Genomic DNA, 26,653 nt, shown 5'->3' on the forward strand with positions numbered 1-26,653 from the left:
ACCTCCTCTGCCTTCATACTCTTTAATAAACCACCTGCGCTTCATCAACCTCAGGCAATAATGTCTTATCCAGTGGCATCAAATATTCGCCGCGAACAAAGGTATAACCTTCGCGACCATCAAATGCCACGACATTGCCCGTGACCAGCCACAGCGGATAATTCGCATCATGTGGGAGTTGTGTCACCACACCGGTTACTGGGTTCAAAAAGCTTTCACCCGGCTCACACAGCCCAAAAAGCTCGACTGATTTGCCCACATTCACACGCCCGGCGGCAGTACGGGAACCGATGATTATTGCCAGCATTCCCGGTTTTAACTGAAACATAAAGTAACTCTGTAGCTCATTAAATAATTGGCTATATCAGAACATTCTTAGGCGAAAATGTAAACAGGGTGGTGAAGAGTGGTAATGGGAGGAACGCGGCAAGTGGGGTTACCGCTCGTACGTTACGCCACTTTATATAGTTTGCGTAACGTACGTAAAAAACTAGCCTGCGTGTTTTATTTTATTTATCGCGGCTTTGCACCCAGAACGCATGAATCAGGCCAGGGATGTAACCCAGTAGCGTTAGTACAATATTCAAAAGAAATGCCCAACCGAACCCTTTACCCAGCAAGACACCAAGCGGTGGTAAAATAATCGTAAAAACAATACGCCAAAAGCCCATAAAAAAACTCCAGTTATTAATGCATGCGAAGCTGAAATAAGTATATTTCACTGGAAGCATAGTCTACCTGGTGTAAACCTACTGAGGGTGCAGCGTTATTTAATGTAAATAATTGAGTAACCACAGAAGATATATGGCATTGATAATAAGGAAAAAAGGTGGGATTCAGGAAAATCAGACAACAAAAAACCCGCACCAGGCGGGTTTATTCACTTCGACTTAACGGCTCGGGTTATTCACCGTCTTCGCATGCGTCAGTCTTAGTATGCGTTAGCAGTCTTACAGAGCAACAACGTTAGTTGCTGATGGACCTTTAGCGCCGTTCTCAACAGAGAACTCAACTTTCTGGCCTTCGTCCAGAGTTTTGAAATCATTGCTCTGAATGGCAGAGAAGTGAACGAACACATCTTTGCTACCATTGTCAGGAGTGATGAAGCCGAAACCTTTTTCTGGGTTAAACCATTTTACTAAACCAGTCATTTTAGACATAGATACTTCCTCGATATTTTATAGCCATTTAATATGGCGAACGTGGTCTGTATTGCAGAACGTTTCTTATTTAGGCACTTAGGAGGAGACTCACGAAGAAGGGTATCTGATGACTTGATAGCGCTTGAACTGAGGACTGCTTTACTAAAACTGCTTTCATAAGGTCTGTCTTCCAAACCGATGACGCATTTACTCATAGACGCTCATTGGAAGCAAGAATTATTTTCAAATAATAATTTTCTCATCCAGGCGGCAGACCGTTCTCTGTGACTCTCACTCCAATCATAAATCGTGCATTTATTAATCAAGCCATCATTGTGCAAGCTATAGTTAAACAGTACCCGGCTGGAAGGCTTAGATGGTGTAGCCATGATCCGCTTGCTGTTGGTAGTACTATTGATCACCACGTTTTTGCCGATGACGCACGCAGCCACCGAAGACCCCCCTTTGAAATTCGAAACCAAAGTTAATACCGTTCTGGGCGACTTTGATGTGATGCAAAAAAGGCGCGTCGTGCGCGTATTGATTCCATACAGTAAAACTTTCTACTTTATTGATAACGGCGGCACACAACGCGGCATCATGGTCGAACTGATGCAAGAGTTTGATAAACAGATTAATAAGGGCTTAAAACCCTCTCAGAAAACACATCTTCTATTTATTCCGACCGCACGCGATCAACTTATCCCTCAACTTGTCGCCGGGCGTGGCGATATAATTGCGGCTAATATGACGATTACAGAGGAGCGCGAAAAACTCGTCGACTTCAGCGCGCCATTGGCGCAAAACGTCCGTGAAGTCGTTATTGCCAGTAGCAAAGCGCCTGAATTAAAGAATGTTGAATCCCTGTCGGGTAAGTCTCTGTTTGTGAATCCTTCGACCAGTTACATTTCCAGTATTGATGCACTGAATAAAAGCTTAGTAGCGAAGAAACTCCCTCCAGCGGTCATCACTAAAGCCCCTGGTAATTTTGAACCAGAAGATATTCTTGAGATGGTGAATGCGAACCTTGCGGATTACACCGTTGTCGACAGGTACCTGGCACTATTATGGAAGCAAATTTATCCCAATCTAGTGGTATATGAAGACATTACTCTTCGTGATGATGGTTCTATCGCGTTGGCAATGCGCAAAAACTCCCCTCTCCTTCGTAAACAATTAGATAAATTCACCACCGCACATAAAATTGGTACTTCATTCGGAAATCAACAAGTTTATAAATATTTGCGTAATACAAAATGGGTGAAAGACTCCCGTTCACAAGAGGAGTTAGATAAGTTTTACCAGGTAACCGAAATTTTCCGCAAATATGGCGAACAATATAATGTCGACTGGCTATTGATGGCAGCGCAAGGCTATCAGGAGTCTCGCCTTGACCAGAAGGTGCGCAGTAAAAGCGGTGCGATTGGCGTAATGCAAGTGCTCCCCACGACCGGGAAAGAGTTAAAAGTCGGTGATATACGGTTAATCGACCCAAACATTAACGCGGGTGTGAAATATATCCGCTTTATGTGCGACCGCTATTTTGCAGACCAGCCCATGACCGAAATGAACAAACTGCTGTTCACCTTTGCTTCCTATAATGCAGGGCCAGCTAAAATTGCCCGGCTACGTAAAGAAGCCGAGGCCAAAGGTCTTGATCCCAACGTCTGGTTTGATAATGTCGAACGCATCGCACAACTGCGCATTGGCAATGAAACAGTGCAATACGTGAGCAATATCTTCAAGTATTACATTGCTTATCAATTAATCATGGAACAGATGAAAGCACGTGAACATGAGACTCCGCTAACAGGAGTTAAAGCAGAATAACCCTCACCTCACCTCTGCACACACTGTGTTTTTTGGGAACAGGCTTGCCTTAAATACCGATATTTATTACTGTATATAAATACAGCTTTAGAAGGAGCATTTTAATGTTCGTTGAATTGGTTTACGACAAACGAAATGTAGCGGGCCTTCCCGGTGCAAATGAAAAAATTCTTAATGAACTGACTCGAAGGGTTCAGGTCATTTTCCCCGATGCCGATGTCAGGGTAAAACCGATGCAGACTAATGCAGTTCACAGCGACTGCACCAAGAATGAAAAAGAAAAGATTAACCGTCTGGTTGAAGAGATGTTCGACGAAGCCGATTTTTGGTTGGTTTGCGAAGAGTAAAACCAAACCTATTCAGTAAACAACGTTAGGTTTTCCGTCTTCAACTCCTGATATCATCCTCGCCACTCATCATCAGTTGTTTTAAACGGGTTTCGCAGTTATGAGAAAAACAACCATCGTATTAATAGTGGTAGCAATTCTTGTATGGCTTGCAAGCCAGCAGGGTTGGATCTAGGAAATAAGAAGGAAGTGCTATCAACAGCTAGCCTTCCTTTTTCACTAAAATACAGACGAAAAAAAACCACCTAAAAGGTGGCTTTTTTAATGTATGGTGCCGACTACCGGAATCGAACTGGTGACCTACTGATTACAAGTCAGTTGCTCTACCTACTGAGCTAAGTCGGCGTGGAAAACATATTATACAAAGCCGAGGCGCTATGCAAACCCCTGTGAATCGTTCGCTCAAAAATTCAACTTATTGATTTTAAATGAACCATTTCAGGCATAAAAAAGCAGCAAAGCATTTAAAAAGGGCTAAATTATTCAAAACCAAAGCACCATTTGCAGATTAATATCTCATGATGCGAGTAACCCGTGAAGTTAAACTCCATAGCGAAACGTGTTATCTTATTATTACAATGCATTACAAATAAGACGTTTTATGAAACTCATTCTCTTAATTACCCTTCTGGGTTTTGCTCAATCTTCCGCTTTTGCTGCTACAGCGACCCAGCTTTCATGCCCCCAACGCGAAAATGTAGTGATATCACGGTTTAGCCACAATCTTTCGACAATGAAATGGGACGATCACTTTATGGTTGCGTCTGGCATCAGGGTAACCAAAACAAAAAATGACATTCCCTTTCGCGTAACTAGTTTCCAGAATGGAGATGATCTGGTTTTCTTCCCGGAGAAACAGCAGTATTTTTTGTTTTATTCAGGAATACCGACGCCGGACAGATGCACCATCGAAAGCACGAAAGTTTATCAAGTCACCCAATTGCCACGTTACGAAAAACCTGAAGTATAAATTTGCCCATAAAAAACGGGAGCACCAGGCTCCCGTTTTAGCATTAGCAAACTTTACTAATTACATATGTTCGATCATTGCATCGCCAAACTCTGAACATTTCAGCAGCTTAGCGCCTTCCATCAGGCGTTCGAAATCGTAAGTTACGGTTTTCGCGTTAATCGCGCCTTCCATACCTTTAACAATTAAGTCAGCAGCTTCGAACCATTCCATATGACGCAACATCATCTCAGCGGACAGAATAATAGAACCTGGGTTCACTTTATCCTGGCCAGCATATTTTGGTGCGGTGCCGTGGGTGGCTTCGAACAGGGCACATTCATCACCGATGTTCGCGCCTGGTGCGATACCGATACCACCAACCTGAGCGGCCAGAGCGTCGGAGATGTAGTCACCGTTCAGGTTCATACAAGCGATAACGTCGTATTCAGCCGGACGCAGTAGAATCTGTTGCAGGAATGCATCAGCAATCACGTCTTTAACGATAATCTCTTTGCCGGTGTTAGGGTTTTTCAGTTTCACCCATGGGCCGCCGTCGATCAGCTCGCCGCCGAACTCTTCACGCGCCAGTTGGTAGCCCCAATCTTTGAAAGCACCTTCGGTGAATTTCATGATGTTGCCTTTGTGAACCAGGGTCACGGAATCACGGTCGTTGGTGATTGCGTATTCGATGGCTGCACGAACCAGGCGTTTGGTGCCTTCTTCTGAGCAAGGCTTGATGCCGATACCGCAATGTTCCGGGAAACGAATTTTCGTCACACCCATTTCATCACGCAGGAATTTGATGACTTTTTCAGCTTCAGCGCTGTCAGCCTTCCACTCGATGCCCGCATAAATATCTTCTGAGTTTTCACGGAAGATAACCATGTTGGTCAGCTCTGGGTGTTTAACCGGGCTTGGTGTGCCCTGGTAGTAACGCACCGGACGCAGGCACACGTACAGGTCAAGTTGCTGACGCAAAGCAACGTTCAGAGAACGAATGCCGCCGCCAACTGGCGTGGTCAGTGGCCCTTTAATCGCCACACGGTAATCACGAATCAGGTCCAGAGTTTCTTCTGGCAGCCAGACGTCCTGGCCATAAAGTTGGGTAGATTTTTCGCCGGTATAGATTTCCATCCAGGAAATTTTCCGCTCGCCTTTGTAGGCCTTCTGCACGGCGGCATCAACCACTTTAATCATAGCTGGCGTCACGTCCACACCGATACCATCACCTTCAATGAAAGGAATGATTGGGTTGTGAGGAACATTCAGTTTGCCATCTTGCAGGGTGATCTTTTTACCTTCCGCCGGAACAACTACTTTGCTTTCCATTAACCTTCTCCTTCGAGCGCTTCTTTTTGTTAATGATTTGTAATGTGCGTGTCAATACTACTTGAATATCAGGCCCGCGCCAATCACTGGTGATTTCCGTTATAATGCGTTAATACCTAACGTCTGAAAACACTATGAATAAAACTTCTTTTAGAAACCAGCAAGTTAAACGATTCAGCACACAACGACCTGCCAAAAAACCACAGCATGGCGGACCGAAGCGGCTGGTTATCTTCAATAAACCCTATGATGTGCTACCGCAATTTACCGACGAATCCGGGCGCAGCACGCTGAAAGATTACATACCGTTACAAGGAATTTACGCGGCGGGCCGTCTGGACAGAGATAGCGAAGGTTTGCTGGTGTTAACCAATGACGGCGTATTACAGGCAAAACTGACTGAGCCAGGTAAACGCACCGGTAAAGTTTATTTCGTGCAGGTTGAAGGCGTACCGACGGAAGAGGCGCTGGAATCGTTGCGAAATGGCGTGACGCTCAACGATGGTCCGACTCTGCCAGCAGGCGCTGAGTTAGTTGATGAGCCAACATGGATATGGGCACGTAATCCTCCAATTCGTGAGCGTAAAGCCATTCCAACCAGTTGGTTAAAGATAACGTTGTATGAAGGCCGTAATCGCCAGGTTCGGCGGATGACGGCGCATGTCGGTTACCCGACTCTGCGCCTGGTGCGTTATGCAATGGGGACGCTGGAACTGGCAGATTTAGCGCCGGGTGAATGGCGCGAAATCCCCATCGACACGCTATAAAAGGTGTTGAGTATTCACGCCGTGTTGAGTGACATGCGAAACGCGGCTACTGAGGAAAGCATCGCCATCAGGCACGGTGATTTCCAATGCCTGCTCAAAAAGCGACGAGTGAATCAAAAAGTTAGCGCTACACGCGTTGCTGGCAATCGGGATATTCCAGGCCGTTGCCAGCCGCATCAAAGCTTTGACATCAGAATGATGTGGCACCGCGCTGAGCGGGTCCCAGAAGAAAATCAGCACATCTATCTGGCCTGATGCAATCAGATATCCTAGCTGTTGGTCGCCCCCTATCGAACCACTCATCAGCGCCAGAACGGATAACCGAGTGTGCGCCTGCAATAAGTTTCCGGTGGTGCCAGTTGCGTAAATGATATGTTGGCTAAGAGCCGTCTGGTTATCAACCGCCCAGTTCAGCAAGTCGGGTTTACAAGGATCGTGAGCTACTAAAGCGATACGTTTCTGTTGCGGCATAATACGCGTGGTAAGCTGCATGATGGTACCCTCGTGGGATTTTTGAAATCCAACAGAGTATAGGTCACAGAAAAAATATGTGATCCAGATCACTTTCTAATGATCGCACTAACGAATTTGAGACAGGAAGAATAACGATGTTTAAACCGCACGTTACCGTCGCCTGCGTGGTTCAGGCACAAGGGAAATTTTTGGTTGTTGAAGAAACAATCAATGGCAAAGCCACGTGGAATCAGCCTGCCGGGCACCTGGAAGCTGACGAAACGTTAATAGAAGCTGCTACGCGCGAATTATATGAAGAAACCGGTATTTGTGCGCAACCGCAGACGTTTATCCGCATGCACCAGTGGATAGCCCCGGATAAAACCCCTTTCCTGCGATTCCTGTTTTCCATCGATCTCGACGAACAACTCCCGACAACGCCACACGATAGCGACATCGATCGTTGTTTATGGCTTGATGCGCAACAAATTGTTAACGCTGATAATTTGCGCTCACCGCTGGTTGCCGAAAGTATCCGCTGCTACCAACGTGCTGAACGTTATCCGCTCAGCATTCTGGGTGCATTTAACTGGCCGTTTAGTTAGGGGTGATAGCTTTGGGGATGCGTGATAGAATACGCCGCCTTATAAGTTCAATGTCGTGAGTTACTCCAATGTCTGAAAGCCCAAAAAAAGTGATCGTCGGGATGTCCGGCGGTGTCGATTCCTCCGTTTCCGCGTACCTGTTGCAACAACAAGGTTACAAGGTGGAAGGCCTGTTCATGAAGAACTGGGAAGAGGATGATGGCGAGGAGTACTGCACTGCAGCTGCTGATTTAGCGGATGCACAAGCCGTTTGTGACAAACTCGGCATTGAACTGCACACCGTAAACTTTGCCGCAGAATACTGGGATAACGTGTTTGAACACTTCCTGGAAGAGTACAAAGCCGGGCGCACACCAAACCCGGATATTCTGTGCAACAAAGAGATCAAATTTAAAGCTTTCCTCGAATTTGCCGCCGAAGATTTAGGTGCCGATTACATCGCCACCGGTCACTACGTGCGTCGCGAAGATGTGGACGGTAAAAGTCGCCTGTTGCGCGGCTTAGACAGCAACAAAGATCAGAGCTACTTCCTTTATACACTGGGGCACGAGCAAATCGCACAAAGCCTGTTCCCGGTCGGTGAGCTGGAAAAACCAGAAGTTCGCCGTATTGCTGAAGAGTTAGATTTGATCACCGCGAAGAAAAAAGACTCCACCGGTATCTGTTTTATCGGCGAGCGCAAATTCCGTGAATTCCTTGGCCGTTACCTTCCTGCGCAGCCGGGTAAAATCGTCACCGTTGATGGTGAAACCATTGGTCAGCACCAGGGTTTGATGTACCACACTTTGGGCCAGCGTAAAGGTCTGGGCATTGGTGGCACCAAAGACGGTAGCGAAGAGCCGTGGTACACCGTCGATAAAGACGTTGAGAACAATATTCTGGTGGTTGCCCAGGGTCACGAGCACCCGCGCTTGATGTCTGTGGGTTTAATTGCCCAGCAGCTGCATTGGGTTGACCGTGAAACGTTGACCGAACCACTGAAGTGCACGGTCAAAACCCGCTATCGTCAGACTGACCTTCCATGCGTGATTACACCGCTGGATGCAGACCGTATTGAAGTGCGTTTTGATGTACCTGTTGCTGCCGTCACACCAGGCCAGTCTGCCGTGTTCTATCTCGGTGAAGTATGCCTCGGTGGTGGTGTTATTGAGCAGCGTCTGCCGCTCACTGTTTAAAAATTGTCAGCAAGGAAGAAGCTCCGTGGCCAAGAATTACTATGACATCACCATCGCACTGGCAGGGATCTGCCAGTCTGCCCGTCTGGTTCAGCAATTGGCACACCAGGGGCATTGCGATAACGATGCGCTGCATGTCTCGTTGAACAGCGTTATCGATCAAAACCCAGGCTCCACGCTGGATGTTTTTGGTGGCAACGAAGCCAATCTTAAACTCGGTCTGGAAACCTTGCTCGGCGTGTTGAACGCCAGTAATCGCCAGGGTCTGAACGCTGAACTGACGCGCTACACATTAAGTCTCATGGTGCTGGAACGTAAGCTTCACGGCAGCAAAGGCGCCATGGACAAACTCGGCTCAAGCATTGCTGGGTTGCAGCGTCAGCTTGATCATTTTGACCTTGAGTCCGATACGCTTCTGAGCGCCATGGCCGGGATTTATGTTGATGTTATTAGCCCACTTGGCCCACGTATTCAGGTCACCGGCTCCCCTGCTGTGCTGCAAAGCCCGCAGGTGCAGAGCAAAGTTCGCGCCTCACTGCTGGCCGGTATTCGCGCCGCCGTGTTGTGGCATCAAGTCGGCGGTGGCCGCTTGCAGTTAATGTTTTCTCGTAGTCGCCTGTGTGCTCAGGCCAAACAAATTCTTGCTCAATGTTAACCTCTCTGGAGTTGTAACTTATGGAATTATCCTCACTGACCGCCGTTTCCCCCGTTGATGGACGTTACGGCGACAAAGTCAGCGCTCTGCGCGCTATTTTCAGCGAATTTGGTTTGCTGAAATTCCGCGTACAAGTCGAAGTACGTTGGCTGCAAAAACTGGCCACGCACGCAGCGATCAAGGAAGTTCCTGCTTTTGACGCAGACGCAATCGGTTACCTTGATAAAATTGTTGCTGAGTTTAGTGAAGAAGATGCCGCACGCATCAAAACCATTGAACGCACCACCAATCACGACGTAAAAGCGGTTGAGTATTTCCTGAAAGAAAAAGTAGAGGCCGTTCCAGCCCTGCATGCGGTATCTGAATTTATTCACTTCGCCTGTACTTCTGAAGATATCAACAACCTGTCCCACGCGTTGATGCTGCAAACTGCACGCCAGGACGTGGTGCTGCCGTACTGGCGCAAAGTGATCGACGCGGTGAAAGATCTGTCGGTTCAGTATCGTGATATTCCTCTGCTTTCCCGTACCCACGGCCAGCCAGCTACCCCATCGACCATGGGTAAAGAGATGGCAAACGTGGCATACCGTATGGAACGCCAGTTCCGTCAGTTAGAGAAAGTGGACATTCTGGGCAAAATCAACGGCGCGGTGGGTAACTATAATGCCCACATGGTTGCTTACCCGGAAGTTGACTGGCACCAGTTCAGCGAAGAGTTCGTGACTTCACTGGGCATTCAGTGGAACCCGTACACCACACAAATCGAGCCGCACGATTACATCGCTGAGCTGTTTGACTGCATCGCACGCTTTAACACCATTCTGATCGACTTCGATCGTGACGTCTGGGGTTACATCGCGCTGAACCACTTCAAGCAGAAAACGATTGCTGGCGAAATCGGCTCCTCCACCATGCCGCACAAAGTTAACCCAATTGACTTCGAAAACTCCGAAGGCAACCTGGGCCTGTCTAACGCGATGCTGCAACATCTGGCGAGCAAACTGCCTGTTTCACGCTGGCAGCGCGACCTGACTGACTCCACCGTGCTGCGTAACCTGGGAGTTGGTATTGGCTATGCGCTGATTGCATACCAGTCAACCCTGAAAGGTGTGAGCAAGCTGGAAGTGAACCGTGACCGTCTGCTGGCAGAACTTGATCTCAACTGGGAAGTGTTGGCTGAGCCAATTCAGACCGTGATGCGCCGTTACGGCATTGAAAAGCCTTACGAGAAGCTCAAAGAACTGACTCGCGGCAAACGCGTTGATGCGGAAGGCATGAAGCAGTTTATCGACAGCCTTGAGCTGCCAGAAGAGGAAAAAACTCGCCTGAAAGCGATGACCCCGGCTAACTATATTGGCCGCGCCATCACCATGGTTGACGAGCTGAAATAACCTTCCTACGCCACCCTCCGCGGTGGCGTTTTTTTCATCCCCGCCTGTTTATACATGGTTTATGCCCCCTCGTTGATAATTAGCGTTAAACTATCAATGCCGTTTATATTCTGGGGGATAAAGAATGCGAGTTCTGGTTGTAGAAGATAATGCTCTGTTACGTCACCATCTCAAGGTTCAGCTTCGTGAGTCCGGGCATCAGGTCGATGCTGCTGAAGATGCCAAAGAAGCTGACTATTTCCTGAATGAACATACCCCCGATATTGCCATTGTCGATTTAGGCCTGCCCGATGAAGATGGCCTGAGCCTAATTCGCCGCTGGCGCAGCCACGACGTGACAATTCCTATTCTGGTGCTTACCGCGCGTGAGGGCTGGCAGGACAAGGTCGAAGTGCTGGGAGCAGGTGCTGATGATTACGTGACTAAGCCGTTTCATCTTGAAGAAGTGGTCGCACGCATGCAGGTTTTAATGCGCCGCAACAGCGGCCTGGCATCACAGGTTATTTCCCTGCCCCCTTTCCAGGTCGATTTGTCACGCCGCGAGCTGCTTATCAACGACAACCTTATCAAGCTCACTGCCTTTGAATACACCATTATGGAAACGCTGATCCGCAATAATGGCAAAGTGGTCAGTAAAGATTCACTCATGCTCCAGCTTTACCCCGATGCCGAACTGCGCGAAAGCCACACCATTGATGTATTGATGGGACGTCTGCGCAAGAAGATCCTGGCTGAATACCCGCACGAAGCCATCACCACGGTGCGCGGTCAAGGTTACCGCTTCGATCTGCGTTAACCATGAAATTCATCCGACATTTTTTACCGTTATCGTTACGAGTTCGCTTTTTACTCGCAACCGCCGCCGTCGTTTTGGTGCTGTCACTGGCCTACGGCGTTGTGGCACTGGTGGGTTATAACATCAGTTTTGATAAAACGACTTTCCGTTTGCTGCGTGGGGAGAGCAACCTGTTTTATACCCTCGCGACCTACGAGAACGGCAAGATAAATGTCGTGATTCCTGAAAACCTTAATCTGAAAACTCCGACTATGGCCCTTATCTACGATGATAAAGGCAAGCTGATGTGGGCTCAGCGTGATTTGCCGCATGTGGTGCAGCAAATTAAAAAAGAGTGGCTCGTCACCGACGGTTTTCACGACCTGGAAGCCAATTTTGATACCAGCCATGACTTGTTGGGCAACGACCAAAATCTCCAGAACCAGCTAAAAGATTTTTATGATGGCGACTACAGCGATGAAGTCAGCCACTCCGTAGCGGTCAACAAATACCCGGCAATGGGCAAAATGCCCGCTTTAACCATTGTGGTGGTCGACACCATTCCAATCGAGTTAAAACGCTCGTATACGGTCTGGAGTTTGTTTACCTGTGTTTTCCTCGCCAACCTATTGTTGGTTATACCGTTGCTTTGGTTAGCCGCCCGCTGGAGCTTGCGCCCTATCGAAGAGTTGGCAAAAGAAGTACGTGAACTGGAAAAACACGACCGTGACAGCCTGAACTCCGAAACCACACGCGAGTTAACCAGCCTGGTACGTAATCTCAATCGCTTGCTGCGCACTGAACGCGACCGTTACGATAAATACCGCACTACTCTGACCGATTTAACGCACAGTCTGAAAACACCGCTGGCGGTTTTACAGAGCACCTTGCGATCGATGCGCACGAAGAAACTGAATATTGAAGAAGCGGAACCGTTGATGCTGGAACAAATCAGCCGAATATCACAGCAAATTGGCTATTACCTGCATCGCGCCAGCATGCGTGGCGACAGTGCGCTTATCAGCCGTGAGCTTCATCCGGTGGCACCGCTACTTGACAGCCTGTGTTCCGCGCTTAACAAGGTTTATCAACGCAAAGGCGTGAATATCACGCTGGATATCTCCCCTGAAATCACTTTTGTGGGCGAGAAAAATGACTTTATGGAAGTGATGGGTAACGTGCTGGATAACGCCTGCAAATACTGCCTCGAATTTGTTGAGATATCAGGCCGCCAGCTCGATGACACGCTGCATTTAATCGTTGACGACGACGGCCCAGGAATCCCGGAAAGCAAACGCAGCATGGTGTTTGACCGTGGGCAACGCGCAGACACCTTGCGACCTGGGCAAGGTGTCGGATTATCCGTCGCTCGTGAAATCGTGGAGCAATACGACGGCGAGATTCAAACCTCGACCAGTGAACTGGGTGGTGCACGTATGGAAGTGATTTTTGCGCGCCAGCGTCCAGACCGAGAAGAAGATTGAAAATACTCCCGTAACGGCGGGCACCATCCGTTATAATCCTCGGCAGGCTCCTTCACCTGCCGGATAATAATATGGACTATCAACTCGACCTAAACTGGCCCGATTTCATCGCAAACTACTGGCAAAAACGCCCGGTGGTTCTAAAACGTGGCTTCAAAAATTTCATCGACCCTATCTCCCCTGATGAACTGGCAGGCCTTGCCATGGAAAACGAGGTGGACAGCCGCCTGGTCAGCCATAACGACGGCAGATGGCAAGTCAGTCACGGTCCATTCCAGAGCTACGATCACCTGGGCGAAAACAACTGGTCTTTACTGGTTCAGGCGGTTAACCACTGGCATGAACAAAGTGCCCGCCTGATGCGCCCATTCCGTGCCCTGCCCGACTGGCGAATTGACGATCTGATGATCTCTTTCTCGGTTCCAGGCGGCGGCGTTGGCCCGCATTTCGACCAGTACGACGTGTTTATCATTCAGGGCGTTGGCCGCCGCCGCTGGCGTGTCGGGGAAAAAGTCGCCCTGAAACAACACTGCCCGCATCCTGATTTGCTGCAAGTAGAACCGTTCGACGCCATCATCGACGAAGAGCTGGAGCCGGGCGATATTATCTATATTCCACCTGGTTTCCCGCACGAAGGTTACTCGCTGGAAAACTCGATGAACTACTCTGTCGGTTTCCGTGCGCCAAGTGGCCGTGAACTGATCAGTGGTTTTGCCGATTACGTGCTGCAACGCGAACTGGGCAGCCAGCGTTATACCGACCCTGACGTACCTGCGCGCCAGCACCCGGCTGATGTTCTGCCACAGGAAATGGACAAGTTACGCGAAATGATGCTGGAGCTCATCAACCAGCCAGAGCATTTCAAAACCTGGTTCGGCGAGTTTGTTTCCCAGTCACGCCACGAACTTGACGTCGCGCCACCAGAGCCGCCATATCAGCCTGACGAGATTTATGACGCCCTGAAACAAGGTGATGCCATTACTCGCCTCGGTGGATTACGCGTGCTGCGTATTGCCGATGAGATTTACGTCAACGGCGAGAAAATTGACAGCCCGCATCGCCCGGCGCTTGAAGCATTGGCGAGCAATATCACACTGAAAGCAGAAATGTTTGGTGATGCGTTAGAAGACCCGTCGTTCCTTGCCATGCTGGCAGCGCTGGTGAATAGCGGGTACTGGTATTTCGAAGATTAAATAGAAACGTATGGGTGGATGTCGCTTGCGTTAATCCACCCTACATCAGTCTTCCGTAGGTCGGATTAGCGCAAGCGACATCCGACTTATGTTTACCCCCGCTTAGCCACCAGCTCCGCAATCCTCACAATCACCGCTACCGCTTTTTCCATCCCCTCCAGCGTCACAAACTCGTGTTTGCCGTGATAGTTATAGCCGCCGGTGAACAGGTTAGGACAAGGCAAACCTTTAAACGACAGTTGTGCGCCATCGGTGCCACCGCGAATCGGTTTCATGATCGGTTCGATGTCGCAGTCACGCATCGCCTGCTGCGCCACTTCAATAATATAAGGATGCTCGGCGACTTTTTCGCGCATGTTGTAATAGCTGTCGTCGATCACCAGCTCGATATAGCAATCCGGGTGCAGGCCTTTGCCGACTTTTTTGGCGATATCCATCATCTTGCGTTTACGTGCTTCAAATTGTTCACGGTCAAAATCGCGGATGATGTAGTGCATTTCCGCTTTATCAACCGAGCCTTTAATGCCGTGCAGATGGTAGAAACCTTCATAGCCATCGGTGCATTCAGGGCTTTCATCGGCCGGGACTTCTGCGTGAATGCGCGCGGCAATCGAAAGTGCGTTGACCATCACCCCTTTCGCAGAGCCAGGATGAACATTGTTGCCGACAATTTTAATGGTTACAGACGCCGCATTGAAGTTCTCGCACTCCAGTTCACCGACACCACCGCCATCAACGGTATAGGCCCAGCGTGCATCAAATGCGTCAACGTCAAAGTGCTTAGCACCTTTGCCCACTTCTTCATCCGGAGTGAACGCCACACGAATATCACCGTGCGGGATTTTTTTCTCCTGGAGTACCGCCAGAGCGGTCATGATCTCAGCAATACCGGCTTTGTCATCGGCACCAAGCAGCGTCTTGCCATCGGTGGTAATCAGCGTTTGCCCAAGTAACTGGTGTAAAACCGGGAACATCACCGGTGATAGCACTTCATCGCCAATGCCTAGCGCGATATCACCACCACGATAGTTTTCGACAATCTGCGGATTAACGTTCTTGCCCGAAAAGTCAGGCGCGGTATCTACATGAGAGATAAAACCAATAGCCGGGACTTTTTTATCGACGGTAGACGGAAGTGTTCCCATGACTGTGCCATGCTCAGCAATAGTCACATTCACTAAACCCATATCTTCCATTTGTTCTTTTAGCAACCGCAACAACTTCCACTGACCTTCAGTGCTGGGAACTTGTTTTACGCCGGATTTGGACTGCGTATCCAAAGAGACATAATGTAAGAAACGTTCAAGTAATTTATCCATGTCGCGCTACCCTCAATTTTTGTGACTTCATTATCAGTAAGCCACAGATGCAAATATTGCGTTAGGTCACTTTTAGCCTGGTAGTGTTGAAAATAGTCACGAATGTAATGCAATGCGAGAGGATTTGGTGTTTGCTGCTTTAAACATCTTCATAATCAATCCCCAGGAAAGCATCAAGGATTGGCGATTTCAATGCTTTGCCGTAGAATGCCTGCCCTTACTTAAACGTGCAGAAACCGCAAGGTGGTTAATCACAAACCCCGCATCAGCCCGCAATTTGATGCGTCTTATATGGGACAGCGTAAAAAATTGAATAAACAGCAATGTTCGCTCTCTCCGCTGGTAGAACTGGTGGGAGTAAGAAAGAGCTTTGATGGTAAAACCGTTATTTCTGATTTATCTCTCACCATTAATGATGGTGAATTCCTGACACTCCTTGGCCCTTCCGGCTGTGGCAAAACTACTGTGCTGCGCTTAATTGCCGGACTGGAAAGCGTTGACTCCGGGACTATCTCTCTTGAGGACCTGGACATTACACGGGTTCCGGCTGAGCATCGCCACGTCAACACCGTCTTCCAGAGCTACGCTCTTTTCCCTCACATGACCGTTTTTGAAAACGTGGCATTCGGTCTAAGAATGCAAAAAACACCCGCTGCCGAGATACCTCCGCGCGTGAATGACGCGTTGAAAATGGTGCAGCTTGAGGAATTTGCGCAGCGTTTACCGCATCAGCTTTCTGGCGGCCAGCAACAGCGCGTGGCGATTGCGCGTGCGGTAGTCAACAAACCCCGTCTGTTGCTGCTTGATGAGTCACTTTCCGCACTCGATTACAAATTGCGCAAGCAGATGCAGAACGAATTAAAGGCGCTGCAACGTAAACTCGGAATCACCTTTGTCTTCGTCACTCACGACCAGGAAGAAGCATTGACCATGTCCGACAGGATTGTGGTGATGCGTGATGGTCACATTGAGCAAGACGGCACGCCGCGTGAAATTTACGAAGAGCCGAAAAACCTGTTTGTGGCGAGTTTCATTGGTGAAATCAATATCTTCGATGCCATCGTCATTGAGCGGGTTGACGAGCAGCGCGTGCTGGCGAACGTTGAAGGCCGCGAATGCCATATTTACGTAACGATGCCAGTCACCGCAGGCCAACGGCTGAAAGTGCTGCTGCGCCCAGAAGATCTGCGTGTTGAAGAGATCAACGATACCCACGTTGCCGATGGTTTAATTGGCTATGTGCGTGAACGAAACTATAAAGGTATGACGCTGGAATCTAACGTTGAGTTGGAAAACGGCAAAATGGTGATGGTCAGCGAATTCTTCAATGAAGACGATCCTGATTTTGACCATACACTTGATCAAAAGATGGCTGTGAATTGGGTTGAAAGCTGGGAGGTAGTGCTGGCAGATGAAGAGCTCACGTAAGTTCCAGAATCTGGTGATCGCCACCATCGTCGGTTGGTTGCTGTTGTTTGTGTTCTTGCCCAACCTGATGATCATTGGGACAAGTTTCCTGACGCGTGATGATGCTAATTTCGTCAGCATGGTTTTCACGCTGGATAACTACACCCGGCTTGCCGACCCGCTGTATGCACAAGTGCTACTTCACTCGCTAAATATGGCGGTGATAGCCACCCTCGCCTGCCTGGTGCTGGGCTATCCGTTTGCCTGGTTCCTTGCTCGCCTGCCAGAACGCGTGCGCCCGCTGCTGTTGTTTTTGCTGATTGTTCCCTTCTGGACTAACTCACTGATTCGCATTTATGGGCTGAAGATTTTCCTCAGCACCAAAGGTTACATGAATGCGTTCCTGCTGTGGCTCGGCGTGATTGATACCCCGATTCGAATCATGTACACCGAAAGCGCGGTCATCCTCGGCCTGGTTTATATCCTGCTACCGTTTATGGTGATGCCACTCTATTCGAGCATCGAGAAGCTCGACAAACCGCTACTGGAAGCGGCGCGTGATTTGGGTGCGAGCAAACTACAGACCTTTATCCGCATTATTGTTCCACTCACCATGCCGGGAATTATTGCCGGTTGTCTGTTGGTTATGCTTCCTGCAATGGGGCTGTTTTACGTGTCAGACCTGATGGGTGGCGCGAAAAACCTGCTGATCGGCAACGTGATAAAAAGCCAGTTCCTGAATATTCGTGACTGGCCGTTTGGGGCGGCCACCAGCATTACACTGACACTGGTGATGGGTCTGATGCTGCTGATTTACTGGCGTGCCGCCAGATTGCTGAATAAAAAGGTGGAATTAGAATGATGGGTCGCCTGCTCCGTGGCGGCTTTATGACCGCCATCTACGCGTATCTGTACATCCCGATTATCATTTTGATCGTCAACTCATTTAACAGTTCGCGTTTCGGTATTAACTGGCAAGGCTTTACCGGCAAGTGGTATAGCCTGCTGATGAACAACGATAGTCTGCTGCAAGCTGCTCAACACTCGCTGACTATGGCGGTGTTTTCTGCCACCGCGGCGACGTTAATTGGCTCGTTAACGGCCGTGGCGTTATACCGCTACCGTTTTCGCGGCAAGCCTTTCGTCAGCGGTATGTTGTTTGTGGTGATGATGTCGCCCGATATTGTGATGGCGATTTCACTGTTGGTGCTGTTTATGCTGCTGGGCGTTTCGCTCGGATTCTGGTCGCTGCTGTTCTCACACATCACCTTCTGCCTGCCGTTTGTGGTGGTGACCGTCTATTCCCGCCTCAAAGGGTTTGATGTACGGATGTTAGAAGCGGCGAAAGATTTAGGTGCCAGCGAACTGACAATTCTGCGCAAGATCCTCTTACCGCTGGCAATGCCTGCCGTTGCCGCAGGCTGGTTGCTCAGTTTTACGCTCTCGATGGACGATGTAGTGGTTTCATCGTTTGTTACCGGGCCAAGTTATGAAATTTTACCGTTGAAGATTTACTCAATGGTGAAGGTCGGTGTTTCACCCGAGGTGAACGCACTTGCGACCATTCTGTTAGTACTCTCGCTGGTCCTGGTTGTTGCCAGTCAGCTTATTCTTCGTGATAAAACTCAGGGGACGTTAAAATGACTAAATGGCCACGCCACCTGCTCGCTGCGGGCGCTCTGGTACTGGGTATGGGCGCTGCACATGCCGACGATAGCAAGACGCTCTACTTCTATAACTGGACCGAGTATGTGCCGCCAGGACTGCTTGAGCAGTTCACTAAAGAAACCGGTATTAAGGTGATTTATTCGACCTACGAGTCGAATGAAACCATGTACGCCAAGTTGAAAACCTATAAAGAAGGTGCCTACGATTTAGTGGTGCCATCGACCTACTTTGTCGCGAAAATGCGCAATGAAGGCATGATCCAGAAGATCGATAAAAGCAAACTGAGCAACTTCAAGAATCTCGATCCGGAAATGCTCAACAAGCCCTTCGACCCGAATAATGACTATTCCATTCCTTATATCTGGGGTGCTACGGCGATTGGTGTTAATAGCGACGCCATAGACCCGAAAACCATCACCCGTTGGGCCGATTTATGGAAACCGGAATATAAGCAAAGCCTGTTGCTGACTGATGATGCACGCGAAGTGTTCCAGGTCGCTCTGCGCAAGCTCGGCTACTCCGGCAATACCACCAATCCAAAAGAGATTGAAGCGGCGTACCACGAGCTGCAAAAACTGATGCCAAACGTCGCGGCATTTAACTCGGATAACCCAGCCAACCCGTTTATGGAAGGCGAAGTGAATCTTGGGATGGTGTGGAATGGCTCCGCTTACGTTGCCCGTCAGGCGGGGACTCCGCTGGAAATTGTCTGGCCAAAAGAAGGCGGGATTTTCTGGATGGATAACCTTTCTATCCCGGCAAATGCTAAAAACGTCGATGGTGCGCTGAAACTGATTAACTTCCTGCTGCGCCCGGACGTGGCAAAACAGGTGGCTGAAACCATAGGCTACCCAACGCCAAATCTTGAAGCACGCAAACTTCTGCCGAAAGAAGTGTCTGGTGATAAAACGCTCTACCCGGATGAAGCGGTGCTGAAAAATGGTGAGTGGCAGAACGATGTCGGTGATACCAGCACGATTTATGAGAATTACTATCAGAAGCTGAAGGCGGGACGTTAATTTTTATACCAGGCGGGGCAATCGTCCCGCCTTTTTAATTCATCCTTTCGCCTTATGGCATCACTTCCCTCTCTTTCTACGCTTGAATGAGCGCCTGACTGTTGCCGTTATCTCACTACCCGCTCGTTGCAGACTGAGTGAAAATCGTGATGAATACATTCTTTATACTCGCCCAACTGCTCAACCTTGGTATTTTCACCGCGTTTATTCTCGCGAGGAAAGAGAAGCCCGATGCTAAATCACTGATTGATGTCAGAGCGATACAACTCTTACGGCTGACTTATTTACTGCCAATAATCGCCTTCGCCTGGAGCCTTTTCCTTGTGGAATACGTTACGCCGCTGGATTGGGTTTGTTTGCTGATAGCAATTGCAGGAACCGTTCTGGTGGTGAAAGGGAAAATCGATTTAGGGACACATCATACCTGGGCGGGGTATTACCTTCCTCATGCGCAGCGAATACACAGCGGGATCTTTTCGTGGATAGCTCACCCCATGTACGCGGGAATCATTATGGTGATCCTCTCTTGCAGCGCAGTGTATGTGACCCGATTGCCGTGGTATATCAGTGCATTGGCATTACTTTGTTGCGCGTATATTTCGCTATTTTTGATTGTCGTGGCTTTGCGGGAAGAGAAGTTATTTGTCACGGCGAAAGCGTAATTTGTTGATATTAATAGGCGGGCAGCATCGGCTACCCGCTATTTGTTATAGACCTTTCAACAAGCGGTCGACATACTCAGGCACCACTTCACTGGCTAAGCCGTAGAATTTTTCCTCGAACTCACTGCCAACCTGGCTCGGTTCAAGATTCAGCTCAACCGTATGCGCGCCTTGCAAACGGGCTTCGTGTACGAACCCGGCAGCTGGGTACACATGGCCCGAGGTGCCGATAGCAATAAAGTAGTCAGCTGTAGCAATAGCCTGATAAATCTCATCCATACCCAGTGGCATTTCGCCAAACCACACCACATGTGGGCGAAGCGGTGCAGAAAGCTGGCAGCAATGGCAGCGGTCTTCCCGGGTAATATCCCCTTTCCACTCCAGCACTTGCCCACTGCGCGCACAGCGAACTTTCAGCAGTTCACCATGCATATGGATAATGTTTTTATTGCCGGCTCGTTCATGGAGGTTATCAATATTCTGCGTCACCAACAGGAAGTGATCACCCAGCTCTTCTTCCAGACGAGCCAGTGCCAGATGGGCAGCATTCGGTTTAATTTCCGACTGCTGAAGTTGCTGGCGGCGAGCGTTATAAAACGCCTGTACCAATTCAGGATCGCGTGCGAAGCCTTCAGGCGTCGCAACATCTTCAACCCTATGCTCTTCCCACAAACCATCAGTGGCGCGGAACGTTCGAATGCCTGACTCAGCGGAAATTCCCGCTCCGGTCAGAACCACAACTCTGGGTTTTTCCATCGCTTCGGGTCCAGGTATATCTCTGAAAAAAGCACGCTGACGTAAACGCTGACGGAGCAGGCGCTTAGTTTTGCGAAACCGGCTTAGCCGATGTTGACGACGCGATAGCATAATTTACTCCGTGAGATGGAGGAATGCCGCACCACGCATACCACCGGCATCACCATGACGCGCAGGTTCAATACGCGGTACTTTTGCCACAGGCAGAAGATACTTAGGCAGACGCTCAGGCAGTTGCTGGTACATCTCAGTAAAGTTAGACAACCCGCCGCCGATCACGACCAGATGCGCATCAATGGCCGTTAACAAGCTGCCAAGGCAGCAGGCCAGCAGCTCAACGAAGCGATCGACATGGGCTACAGCCTTTTCATCACCTGCGCGGTAGCGGGCAACAATTTCTTTAGAGTCCAGTGGTTCAGAGTAGAAGTGCTGATAAACCCACGCAAATCCACGGCCAGAAAGATAGTTTTCAATACAGCCATGTTGCCCGCAACCGCAGCGCGTGAGGGGAATATCACGGCCCAGCACGTTAAGTGCATCAACTGGCAGGCGGGTATGACCAAATTCGCCGGTAATATAGTTGCGCCCGGTAATGGATTTACCGTTGACAATGATGCCACCACCAACACCCGTACCGAGAATCAGGCCCATAACCACCGGGTAATCACGAAACTCATCGTCCCAGGCCTCAGAGAGCGCAAAACAGTTCGCATCGTTGTCCATGCGTACATCACGCCCGAGCATCGCGCTCAGATCTGCCTGTACCGGTTTCCCGCTGGCTGCCGGGACATTCGCTGCGTATAACGTGCCATCATCTGTGACGGGCATTCCGGGGATACCAATACCCACCGAGCCTTTAATACCAAAACGGCTATCGGCTTCCTGTACCATGGAAGCGATAGCCGCTAAAAAGTTCTCATAACTGTCATGCGGGGTGGGAACACGTTTTTCCCATTGCAGACGACGCTCACTGTCGTAGACCCCAAGAGCCATCTTGCTGCCACCAATATCAAATCCGTAATACATCGTTTCTCCCTATACCCGTCAAACTTCAAGCTGCAGGAGTGCCGCCTACCTGCAACTTGAATTATTCGGGGTATATATTTTTGGTGAAGAATTTATTGTCCGCTTAATACTCGCGCCGGATCGATATTACTGGCTCGACGCGCCGGATACCAACTGGCAAGTAAACTCAGTAGCAATGCTGTGATCAGGACATAAAATACATCCAGCCAATGCAGTTCAGATGGCAAGAAATCAATGAAGTAGATATCGCCTGACAAGAACTGGTGACCGATTAATTTTTCAATCACGTGGATAATATTGGTCAATTGCCAGGAGGCCAGCACCCCAACAATCACACCACTTACACTACCCAGCAACCCCGCCAGCAGACCGTACCAGACGAAAATGGCGCGAATCAGACCATCTTTTGCCCCAAGGGTACGCAATACAGCAATGTCGCTACTCTTGTCTTTAACCGCCATGACAAGCGTGGAAACGATGTTAAAACAGGCAACGCCGATAACCAGCACCATCGCCAGATACATGATGGCGCGAATCATTTGAATATCGCGATACATATAGCCGTAGGTGCCAATCCAGCTTTTGATATAAACGTAAGCATTAGTCACTTCGCCCGCATCACGCACAAGCTTATTGGCATTGAAGACGTCATTGACCTTGATAGCGATACCGGTGACGCTATCGCCCATATCCAGATAGCTCTGTGCATCAGCCATTGGCACCATTGCCAGGCTGTGGTCAAGCTGACCACTGAGAGCCAGTATTCCAGTGACATGCAGGCGAACACGTTTCGGTTGCAGAAGTTTGGTACCACCATCACTGTTCGGAATCATGATGGAGACCCAGTCGCCCTGCTTCACCTTCAGCGCATCGGCAACACCTTTACCAATAATGATTTGCTGCTGACCCGCTTTAAAATCCTTCCAGCCATTGTTCTGCACATATTCTGGCAACGCGCTCAGGTGAGTTTCCTGTTGCGGATCGACACCTTTTACCACGATGGCTCGCAGGTTCGCACCGCTTTCCACCAGGCCAGTGAAGTTGATGTATGGCGCAGCTGCAACGATGCCTTTAACCTTCTCGACACGTTGCAACACACCTTTCCAGTCGTGGAATGGCTGATTAACCGGCTCGATTTCACCATGTGGCACAACGGCAAGCACGCGATTATTCAGCTCGCGCTCAAAACCGTTCATCGCACTCAGGCCCACAATCAGTACCGCTACACCTAATGCGATACCTAACGTGGAGATAATGGAGATGAGAGACACCATGCCGCTGCGACGACGCCCGCGGCTAAAACGTAAACCAATCAGCAGTGACAGTGGCGAAGCCATTAATCGGCTCCCATCAAAGTCAGCTCATGAGTCAGCCGACCATCTTGCATTTCTAACTGACGAGACATGCGCTTCGCCAGTTTGAGGTCGTGAGTAACCACTAAGAACGCGGTTCCCTGACGCACATTCAGCTCGCCCAGCAGTTCGAAAATGCTATCTGCATTTCGTGCATCGAGGTTACCAGTCGGTTCATCAGCCAATACCAGACGCGGGTTATTTACCAGTGCACGAGCAATCGCCACACGCTGGCGCTCGCCACCTGACAACTCTGACGGACGGTGATTACTGCGGTGATCAAGCCCTACCGCTTTTAGCATATCCAGAGCACGTTGCTTTGTTTCATCGGTATTCTTTTTGCCGATGAGCAGTGGCATGGCGACGTTTTCCATCGCGGTAAAATCAGGCAGCAAATGGTGGAACTGATAAATAAACCCCAGTTCCCGATTGCGCAGTTCCGCTTTTGCGGAAGAGGACATTGAACTCATTGCTTTGCCATTAAAAATGACATCGCCTGACGTTGGCGTATCCAGGCCGCCCAACAGGTGAAGCAAAGTACTTTTACCAGAACCAGAGCTGCCGACAATCGCCATCAACTCACCGGTATTGATGCTGAAGCTGACATCATGCAACACGTCCGTTTGCACTTTGCCTTCCTGATAGCGTTTGCACAGCTTGTCACACTGCAACAGGACAGAATTACTCATAACGTAAAGCCTCAGCGGGAAGTGTCGCGGCGGCACGCCACGATGGATAAAGCGTGGATAACAAAGCGACAGCCATAGCAATAATCGCAATCACAATAACTTGTACAGGGTCGATAGCGACCGGCAGCGCAGCACCATCGAGCAACGCGCCAATAATCGGCATCAAGTTGTTCAACTGGCTGGCAAGTAGCGCGCCAAGTAACGCACCCAGCAAAGCGCCGATAACACCCGCACTCGCCCCCTGCACCATAAACACTGCCATGATTTGGCGACGCGTAAGCCCCTGAGTCTGGAGAATGGCAACTTCGCCTTGTTTCTCCATCACCAGCAAACCGAGCGACGTGATGATGTTAAATGCGGCAACGGCCACAATCAGGCTCAGCAGCAGCCCCATCATATTTTTTTCCATGCGCACAGCCTGGAACAGCTCACCTTTACGCTCGCGCCAGTCTTTCCACTCGGTGCCCTGAGGCAAGGTTTGCTGGCTCAGGACATCCACCTTGAGTGGTTCAGCCAGCCACAAGCGCCAGCCGGTAATATTGCCTAGCGGGTAACGCATCAGGCGTGATGCATCTTGCTGGTTCACCAGCATTTGATAACCGTCGACTTCACTATTAGCCGCGAAGGTACCAATCACATTAAACAAACGCTGACTTGGTAAACGTCCCATAGGCGTAAACTGACTGGCGGAAGGCACCATCACGCGGATGCTATCGCCACGCTTAATACCCAATTGCCCGGCAAGCTGTTCGCCGAGAATAATGTTGTACTGCCCAGCGACCAGGTCTGTTTGTTTCACGTTGACCAGGAACGGCGAAAGCGGATCTTTTTCTTCCGGATTAACCCCTAGCATGACGCCCACAGCAACGCTGCGCGCACTCTGCAGTACTACGTCACCCGTAGTAATCGGTGCGATGCGCGTAACACCTTCGAGTTTTAGGTCTTTCGCAGGAAGTGTTTCAGGGTTAATAGAACCACTGGTTGAGGTGATTACAGCTTGTGGCATCAAGCCAAGAATGTTGTTTTGCAGCTCACGTTCAAAGCCGTTCATCACGGAAAGCACCGTGACCAGCGCCATTACGCCAAGCGTAATGCCAATAGTCGACAGCCAGGAGACGAAGCGACCGAAGCGGTCAGCTGCTCGCCCACGCATGTAGCGCAGGCCTATAAATAACGCGACAGGTTGATACATGTATTCCGTCTTGTGGCAGTTGCGGATGCAAAGTTGGCAAGAAGTATATAAGCGATACCGTATCAAGTAAATGAAACGTAACGTTTTTTTGATATTTCAGAACATGTGAAATACCAATTAAATCATACTCATAACATCTTGTTTTCGCTGTAAAGCCACATCAATTCGGTTATTAATTAATCATGCGGAATTTCTGAATTGTTCCTGATTCTTACAAAAACAGACAAATCAGGTAAAAAAATGCCCGACGATCTTCCACCCTGAAAGCAAATACAGGCCAACAGAAGATTAAGCCCGCGCATGAAAAACAAACAACTGTGGATCAACCATATCAAGGGGCTATGTATCTGCCTTGTCGTTATCTATCACTCGGTGATCACCTTTTACCCGCATTTAACGCAACTCGAAGCTGGTCTGCCTGAATACATTGCGAAAAGTTGGATCTACCTGAATCTCTATCTGGCACCTTTTCGTATGCCAGTGTTCTTCTTTATTTCTGGCTTTTTGATCACTCGCTATATCGAGTCGGTGAAATGGCGTGACTGCGTGGATAAGCGCATCTGGAATATTTTCTATGTCCTGGTTCTATGGGGGGTTTTGCAATGGTTGGGGATTTCGCTTATCAACCAGTGGCTTGCCCCCGACCTGGTACGCAACCCCACGTCTAATGCTGCATACTCGGAAACCCTGTGGCAATTTGCCACCAGCATGGCAAAAGCCAGCACCAGCCTTTGGTATCTCTATGCGCTGATAATCTATTTCGCGATATTCAAAAGCCTGCGTCGCTATAAAGTTCCGGTCATCATCATGCTGCTTGGAGTAAACGTGGCAATCAGCTTTATGCCGTTACCGTGGTGGGGCATGAACAGCGTGGTGCGCAATATGTGTTATTACGGTTTGGGCGCATGGTTCGGCCCACAATTGATGACGTGGATGAAAACGACCCATTTCCGCCGACATCCGTTGCTGTGTACGGCAGTCGCTCTGCTCTGCGTGGCGCTGTATCTGGTGAATATCCCTGTAGTGATTTCCGTGGTGTCGATTTTTGTCATCATGAAGCTGTTTTATATTCTGGATAGTTGGCGCGAGAGCCGTTCCGATGCATTTCTGAATATTGTTGGTTCAAACACCATCGCTATTTACACCACCCACCGCATCATCATCGAAGCGTTGAGTTTGTTTATGATCGGGCAAATTAACGCAGACAGAATCTCCGATAACCTGCTGATCGTCGTTTTACTGGTGTACCCGTTTGTCAGCCTGGCAACCTGCACTCTAATAGGTTTGGGATTCAGGAAATTATCACGCGCGCTATGGGGCGATATGCTTTTTACTCCTCCGGCTAAAATGGCGTACGCGGCTGGCATACGTTAAGCGGTCTCGATTGGGTTGCTAATACAAAACGATCGCGGATAATAAACAACATTGTTTTCGAGTGCTTATCAATACCCTGCAGCTTGATAGA

Annotated in this window: 28 protein-coding genes and 1 tRNA gene; 17 read left to right on the top strand and 12 right to left on the bottom strand. The window is 49.3% G+C overall.

The genetic code is table 11. The features are described from left to right. Positions 1–22: 22 nt before the first annotated feature. The 3 genes from LVQ77_RS04950 to cspE form a co-directional block, all read right to left on the bottom strand. On the bottom strand, positions 23–328 hold the full coding sequence (locus LVQ77_RS04950) for a hypothetical protein (RefSeq protein ID WP_232865505.1): 306 nt from the start codon (positions 326–328) through the stop codon (positions 23–25). 181 nt (positions 329–509) lie between these two features. Beyond that, positions 510–671, bottom strand: coding sequence for a YqaE/Pmp3 family membrane protein (locus tag LVQ77_RS04955; protein WP_064518094.1), 162 nt, complete (start codon positions 669–671; stop codon positions 510–512). Between the two features lie 279 nt (positions 672–950). Further along, on the bottom strand, positions 951–1,160 hold the full coding sequence (gene cspE / locus LVQ77_RS04960) for a transcription antiterminator/RNA stability regulator CspE (protein WP_034456078.1): 210 nt from the start codon (positions 1,158–1,160) through the stop codon (positions 951–953). 369 nt (positions 1,161–1,529) lie between these two features. Here cspE and LVQ77_RS04965 point away from each other — a divergent pair, with 369 nt between their 5' ends. Together LVQ77_RS04965 and LVQ77_RS04970 are read left to right on the top strand one after the other, a co-directional pair. Beyond that, the gene (locus LVQ77_RS04965; RefSeq protein WP_232903847.1) at positions 1,530–2,972 is read left to right on the top strand and encodes an MltF family protein; all 1,443 of its coding nucleotides are present in this window, start codon (positions 1,530–1,532) and stop codon (positions 2,970–2,972) included. Between the two features lie 104 nt (positions 2,973–3,076). Further along, positions 3,077–3,319, top strand: a complete 243-nt coding sequence (locus tag LVQ77_RS04970; RefSeq protein WP_232865507.1) for a DinI-like family protein — start codon at positions 3,077–3,079, stop codon at positions 3,317–3,319. Between the two features lie 269 nt (positions 3,320–3,588). Here LVQ77_RS04970 and LVQ77_RS04975 read toward each other — a convergent pair. Next, positions 3,589–3,664 (bottom strand) — tRNA-Thr (locus LVQ77_RS04975). A 256-nt stretch (positions 3,665–3,920) separates the two neighbouring features. Between LVQ77_RS04975 and LVQ77_RS04980 the strand changes: the two genes are divergently transcribed. Then, positions 3,921–4,289: a hypothetical protein gene (locus LVQ77_RS04980; protein WP_226812175.1), complete on the top strand. Its 369-nt coding sequence runs from the start codon at positions 3,921–3,923 to the stop codon at positions 4,287–4,289. 60 nt (positions 4,290–4,349) lie between these two features. Here LVQ77_RS04980 and icd read toward each other — a convergent pair whose 3' ends face one another. After that, positions 4,350–5,600: an NADP-dependent isocitrate dehydrogenase gene (gene icd / locus LVQ77_RS04985; protein ID WP_064518026.1), complete on the bottom strand. Its 1,251-nt coding sequence runs from the start codon at positions 5,598–5,600 to the stop codon at positions 4,350–4,352. Between the two features lie 134 nt (positions 5,601–5,734). Between icd and rluE the strand changes: the two genes are divergently transcribed. Next, complete coding sequence (gene rluE, locus LVQ77_RS04990) at positions 5,735–6,367, top strand: 23S rRNA pseudouridine(2457) synthase RluE (protein ID WP_232903848.1); 633 nt, start codon at positions 5,735–5,737, stop codon at positions 6,365–6,367. Here the strand turns inward: rluE and LVQ77_RS04995 are convergent. Further along, complete coding sequence (locus LVQ77_RS04995; protein ID WP_151995488.1) at positions 6,362–6,859, bottom strand: methylglyoxal synthase; 498 nt, start codon at positions 6,857–6,859, stop codon at positions 6,362–6,364. The two genes, rluE and LVQ77_RS04995, sit on opposite strands and share 6 nt — an antisense overlap. A gap of 116 nt (positions 6,860–6,975) precedes the next feature. Here LVQ77_RS04995 and LVQ77_RS05000 point away from each other — a divergent pair, with 116 nt between their 5' ends. The 7 genes from LVQ77_RS05000 (at position 6,976) to LVQ77_RS05030 (ending at position 14,098) form a co-directional block, all read left to right on the top strand. Continuing rightward, positions 6,976–7,425, top strand: coding sequence for an NUDIX hydrolase (locus LVQ77_RS05000; protein ID WP_232903849.1), 450 nt, complete (start codon positions 6,976–6,978; stop codon positions 7,423–7,425). A gap of 68 nt (positions 7,426–7,493) precedes the next feature. After that, positions 7,494–8,600 (top strand): tRNA 2-thiouridine(34) synthase MnmA, encoded by a 1,107-nt coding sequence (gene mnmA, locus LVQ77_RS05005; RefSeq protein WP_232903850.1) that lies wholly within the window; start codon positions 7,494–7,496, stop codon positions 8,598–8,600. A gap of 25 nt (positions 8,601–8,625) precedes the next feature. After that, positions 8,626–9,255: a high frequency lysogenization protein HflD gene (gene hflD, locus LVQ77_RS05010; protein ID WP_134183377.1), complete on the top strand. Its 630-nt coding sequence runs from the start codon at positions 8,626–8,628 to the stop codon at positions 9,253–9,255. 20 nt (positions 9,256–9,275) lie between these two features. Then, a complete protein-coding gene (purB, locus tag LVQ77_RS05015) occupies positions 9,276–10,646 on the top strand; it encodes an adenylosuccinate lyase (RefSeq protein WP_154153033.1) in 1,371 nt (456 codons plus the stop codon). Positions 10,647–10,770: 124 nt separating this feature from the next. After that, positions 10,771–11,442, top strand: coding sequence for a two-component system response regulator PhoP (phoP, locus tag LVQ77_RS05020; protein ID WP_151995492.1), 672 nt, complete (start codon positions 10,771–10,773; stop codon positions 11,440–11,442). Between the two features lie 2 nt (positions 11,443–11,444). Continuing rightward, positions 11,445–12,905 carry a two-component system sensor histidine kinase PhoQ gene (gene phoQ / locus LVQ77_RS05025; protein ID WP_232903851.1) on the top strand — a complete coding sequence of 487 codons (1,461 nt, stop codon included), beginning with the start codon at positions 11,445–11,447 and terminating at the stop codon, positions 12,903–12,905. A 71-nt stretch (positions 12,906–12,976) separates the two neighbouring features. After that, entirely contained in the window at positions 12,977–14,098 is a 1,122-nt protein-coding gene (locus tag LVQ77_RS05030) for a ribosomal protein uL16 3-hydroxylase (RefSeq protein ID WP_034456094.1), read from the top strand. A gap of 92 nt (positions 14,099–14,190) precedes the next feature. Here the strand turns inward: LVQ77_RS05030 and pepT are convergent, their stop codons facing one another. Beyond that, on the bottom strand, positions 14,191–15,417 hold the full coding sequence (pepT, locus tag LVQ77_RS05035) for a peptidase T (RefSeq protein ID WP_232903852.1): 1,227 nt from the start codon (positions 15,415–15,417) through the stop codon (positions 14,191–14,193). Between the two features lie 291 nt (positions 15,418–15,708). Here pepT and potA point away from each other — a divergent pair, with 291 nt between their 5' ends. From potA to LVQ77_RS05060, 5 genes are all read left to right on the top strand, one after another. Then, complete coding sequence (potA, locus tag LVQ77_RS05040) at positions 15,709–16,845, top strand: spermidine/putrescine ABC transporter ATP-binding protein PotA (RefSeq protein WP_034457169.1); 1,137 nt, start codon at positions 15,709–15,711, stop codon at positions 16,843–16,845. After that, positions 16,829–17,686 carry a spermidine/putrescine ABC transporter permease PotB gene (gene potB, locus LVQ77_RS05045; RefSeq protein ID WP_232903853.1) on the top strand — a complete coding sequence of 286 codons (858 nt, stop codon included), beginning with the start codon at positions 16,829–16,831 and terminating at the stop codon, positions 17,684–17,686. The genes potA and potB overlap by 17 nt, the downstream gene beginning before the upstream one ends. Beyond that, entirely contained in the window at positions 17,683–18,468 is a 786-nt protein-coding gene (gene potC / locus LVQ77_RS05050) for a spermidine/putrescine ABC transporter permease PotC (protein WP_232865515.1), read from the top strand. The genes potB and potC overlap by 4 nt, the downstream gene beginning before the upstream one ends. Further along, complete coding sequence (gene potD, locus LVQ77_RS05055) at positions 18,465–19,511, top strand: spermidine/putrescine ABC transporter substrate-binding protein PotD (protein WP_232903854.1); 1,047 nt, start codon at positions 18,465–18,467, stop codon at positions 19,509–19,511. The genes potC and potD overlap by 4 nt, the downstream gene beginning before the upstream one ends. A gap of 149 nt (positions 19,512–19,660) precedes the next feature. Continuing rightward, a complete protein-coding gene (locus LVQ77_RS05060) occupies positions 19,661–20,173 on the top strand; it encodes a methyltransferase (protein ID WP_232903855.1) in 513 nt (170 codons plus the stop codon). A 45-nt stretch (positions 20,174–20,218) separates the two neighbouring features. Here the strand turns inward: LVQ77_RS05060 and cobB are convergent, their stop codons facing one another. From cobB to lolC, 5 genes are all read right to left on the bottom strand, one after another. After that, a complete protein-coding gene (gene cobB / locus LVQ77_RS05065) occupies positions 20,219–21,040 on the bottom strand; it encodes a Sir2 family NAD+-dependent deacetylase (RefSeq protein WP_064517967.1) in 822 nt (273 codons plus the stop codon). A 3-nt stretch (positions 21,041–21,043) separates the two neighbouring features. Further along, positions 21,044–21,955, bottom strand: coding sequence for an N-acetylglucosamine kinase (gene nagK, locus LVQ77_RS05070; RefSeq protein WP_232865518.1), 912 nt, complete (start codon positions 21,953–21,955; stop codon positions 21,044–21,046). Between the two features lie 92 nt (positions 21,956–22,047). Continuing rightward, positions 22,048–23,292 (bottom strand): lipoprotein-releasing ABC transporter permease subunit LolE, encoded by a 1,245-nt coding sequence (lolE, locus tag LVQ77_RS05075; protein ID WP_151995503.1) that lies wholly within the window; start codon positions 23,290–23,292, stop codon positions 22,048–22,050. After that, positions 23,292–23,996 carry a lipoprotein-releasing ABC transporter ATP-binding protein LolD gene (lolD, locus tag LVQ77_RS05080; protein WP_064517961.1) on the bottom strand — a complete coding sequence of 235 codons (705 nt, stop codon included), beginning with the start codon at positions 23,994–23,996 and terminating at the stop codon, positions 23,292–23,294. Before lolD ends, lolE begins: the two co-directional genes overlap by 1 nt. After that, a complete protein-coding gene (gene lolC / locus LVQ77_RS05085) occupies positions 23,989–25,188 on the bottom strand; it encodes a lipoprotein-releasing ABC transporter permease subunit LolC (protein ID WP_151995504.1) in 1,200 nt (399 codons plus the stop codon). The genes lolD and lolC overlap by 8 nt, the downstream gene beginning before the upstream one ends. Positions 25,189–25,488: 300 nt before the next feature. Between lolC and LVQ77_RS05090 the strand changes: the two genes are divergently transcribed. Next, positions 25,489–26,562 (top strand): acyltransferase family protein, encoded by a 1,074-nt coding sequence (locus tag LVQ77_RS05090; protein WP_232903856.1) that lies wholly within the window; start codon positions 25,489–25,491, stop codon positions 26,560–26,562. Positions 26,563–26,653 lie beyond the last annotated feature (91 nt).

Source organism: Buttiauxella cochleicola, assembly GCF_021282435.1.
In the GTDB taxonomy this organism is placed as follows: domain Bacteria; phylum Pseudomonadota; class Gammaproteobacteria; order Enterobacterales; family Enterobacteriaceae; genus Buttiauxella; species Buttiauxella massiliensis.

What these genes read in the sequence shown, in the direction of transcription:
- LVQ77_RS04950 (WP_232865505.1), bottom strand. Translation starts at nt 328, where the DNA reads ATGTTTCAGTTAAAACCGGGAATGCTGGCAATAATCATCGGTTCCCGT.
- LVQ77_RS04955 (WP_064518094.1), bottom strand. Translation starts at nt 671, where the DNA reads ATGGGCTTTTGGCGTATTGTTTTTACGATTATTTTACCACCGCTTGGT.
- cspE (WP_034456078.1), bottom strand. Translation starts at nt 1,160, where the DNA reads ATGTCTAAAATGACTGGTTTAGTAAAATGGTTTAACCCAGAAAAAGGT.
- LVQ77_RS04965 (WP_232903847.1), top strand. Translation starts at nt 1,530, where the DNA reads ATGATCCGCTTGCTGTTGGTAGTACTATTGATCACCACGTTTTTGCCG.
- LVQ77_RS04970 (WP_232865507.1), top strand. Translation starts at nt 3,077, where the DNA reads ATGTTCGTTGAATTGGTTTACGACAAACGAAATGTAGCGGGCCTTCCC.
- LVQ77_RS04980 (WP_226812175.1), top strand. Translation starts at nt 3,921, where the DNA reads ATGAAACTCATTCTCTTAATTACCCTTCTGGGTTTTGCTCAATCTTCC.
- icd (WP_064518026.1), bottom strand. Translation starts at nt 5,600, where the DNA reads ATGGAAAGCAAAGTAGTTGTTCCGGCGGAAGGTAAAAAGATCACCCTG.
- rluE (WP_232903848.1), top strand. Translation starts at nt 5,735, where the DNA reads ATGAATAAAACTTCTTTTAGAAACCAGCAAGTTAAACGATTCAGCACA.
- LVQ77_RS04995 (WP_151995488.1), bottom strand. Translation starts at nt 6,859, where the DNA reads ATGCAGCTTACCACGCGTATTATGCCGCAACAGAAACGTATCGCTTTA.
- LVQ77_RS05000 (WP_232903849.1), top strand. Translation starts at nt 6,976, where the DNA reads ATGTTTAAACCGCACGTTACCGTCGCCTGCGTGGTTCAGGCACAAGGG.
- mnmA (WP_232903850.1), top strand. Translation starts at nt 7,494, where the DNA reads ATGTCTGAAAGCCCAAAAAAAGTGATCGTCGGGATGTCCGGCGGTGTC.
- purB (WP_154153033.1), top strand. Translation starts at nt 9,276, where the DNA reads ATGGAATTATCCTCACTGACCGCCGTTTCCCCCGTTGATGGACGTTAC.
- phoP (WP_151995492.1), top strand. Translation starts at nt 10,771, where the DNA reads ATGCGAGTTCTGGTTGTAGAAGATAATGCTCTGTTACGTCACCATCTC.
- phoQ (WP_232903851.1), top strand. Translation starts at nt 11,445, where the DNA reads ATGAAATTCATCCGACATTTTTTACCGTTATCGTTACGAGTTCGCTTT.
- LVQ77_RS05030 (WP_034456094.1), top strand. Translation starts at nt 12,977, where the DNA reads ATGGACTATCAACTCGACCTAAACTGGCCCGATTTCATCGCAAACTAC.
- pepT (WP_232903852.1), bottom strand. Translation starts at nt 15,417, where the DNA reads ATGGATAAATTACTTGAACGTTTCTTACATTATGTCTCTTTGGATACG.
- potA (WP_034457169.1), top strand. Translation starts at nt 15,709, where the DNA reads ATGGGACAGCGTAAAAAATTGAATAAACAGCAATGTTCGCTCTCTCCG.
- potB (WP_232903853.1), top strand. Translation starts at nt 16,829, where the DNA reads ATGAAGAGCTCACGTAAGTTCCAGAATCTGGTGATCGCCACCATCGTC.
- potC (WP_232865515.1), top strand. Translation starts at nt 17,683, where the DNA reads ATGATGGGTCGCCTGCTCCGTGGCGGCTTTATGACCGCCATCTACGCG.
- potD (WP_232903854.1), top strand. Translation starts at nt 18,465, where the DNA reads ATGACTAAATGGCCACGCCACCTGCTCGCTGCGGGCGCTCTGGTACTG.
- LVQ77_RS05060 (WP_232903855.1), top strand. Translation starts at nt 19,661, where the DNA reads ATGAATACATTCTTTATACTCGCCCAACTGCTCAACCTTGGTATTTTC.
- cobB (WP_064517967.1), bottom strand. Translation starts at nt 21,040, where the DNA reads ATGCTATCGCGTCGTCAACATCGGCTAAGCCGGTTTCGCAAAACTAAG.
- nagK (WP_232865518.1), bottom strand. Translation starts at nt 21,955, where the DNA reads ATGTATTACGGATTTGATATTGGTGGCAGCAAGATGGCTCTTGGGGTC.
- lolE (WP_151995503.1), bottom strand. Translation starts at nt 23,292, where the DNA reads ATGGCTTCGCCACTGTCACTGCTGATTGGTTTACGTTTTAGCCGCGGG.
- lolD (WP_064517961.1), bottom strand. Translation starts at nt 23,996, where the DNA reads ATGAGTAATTCTGTCCTGTTGCAGTGTGACAAGCTGTGCAAACGCTAT.
- lolC (WP_151995504.1), bottom strand. Translation starts at nt 25,188, where the DNA reads ATGTATCAACCTGTCGCGTTATTTATAGGCCTGCGCTACATGCGTGGG.
- LVQ77_RS05090 (WP_232903856.1), top strand. Translation starts at nt 25,489, where the DNA reads ATGAAAAACAAACAACTGTGGATCAACCATATCAAGGGGCTATGTATC.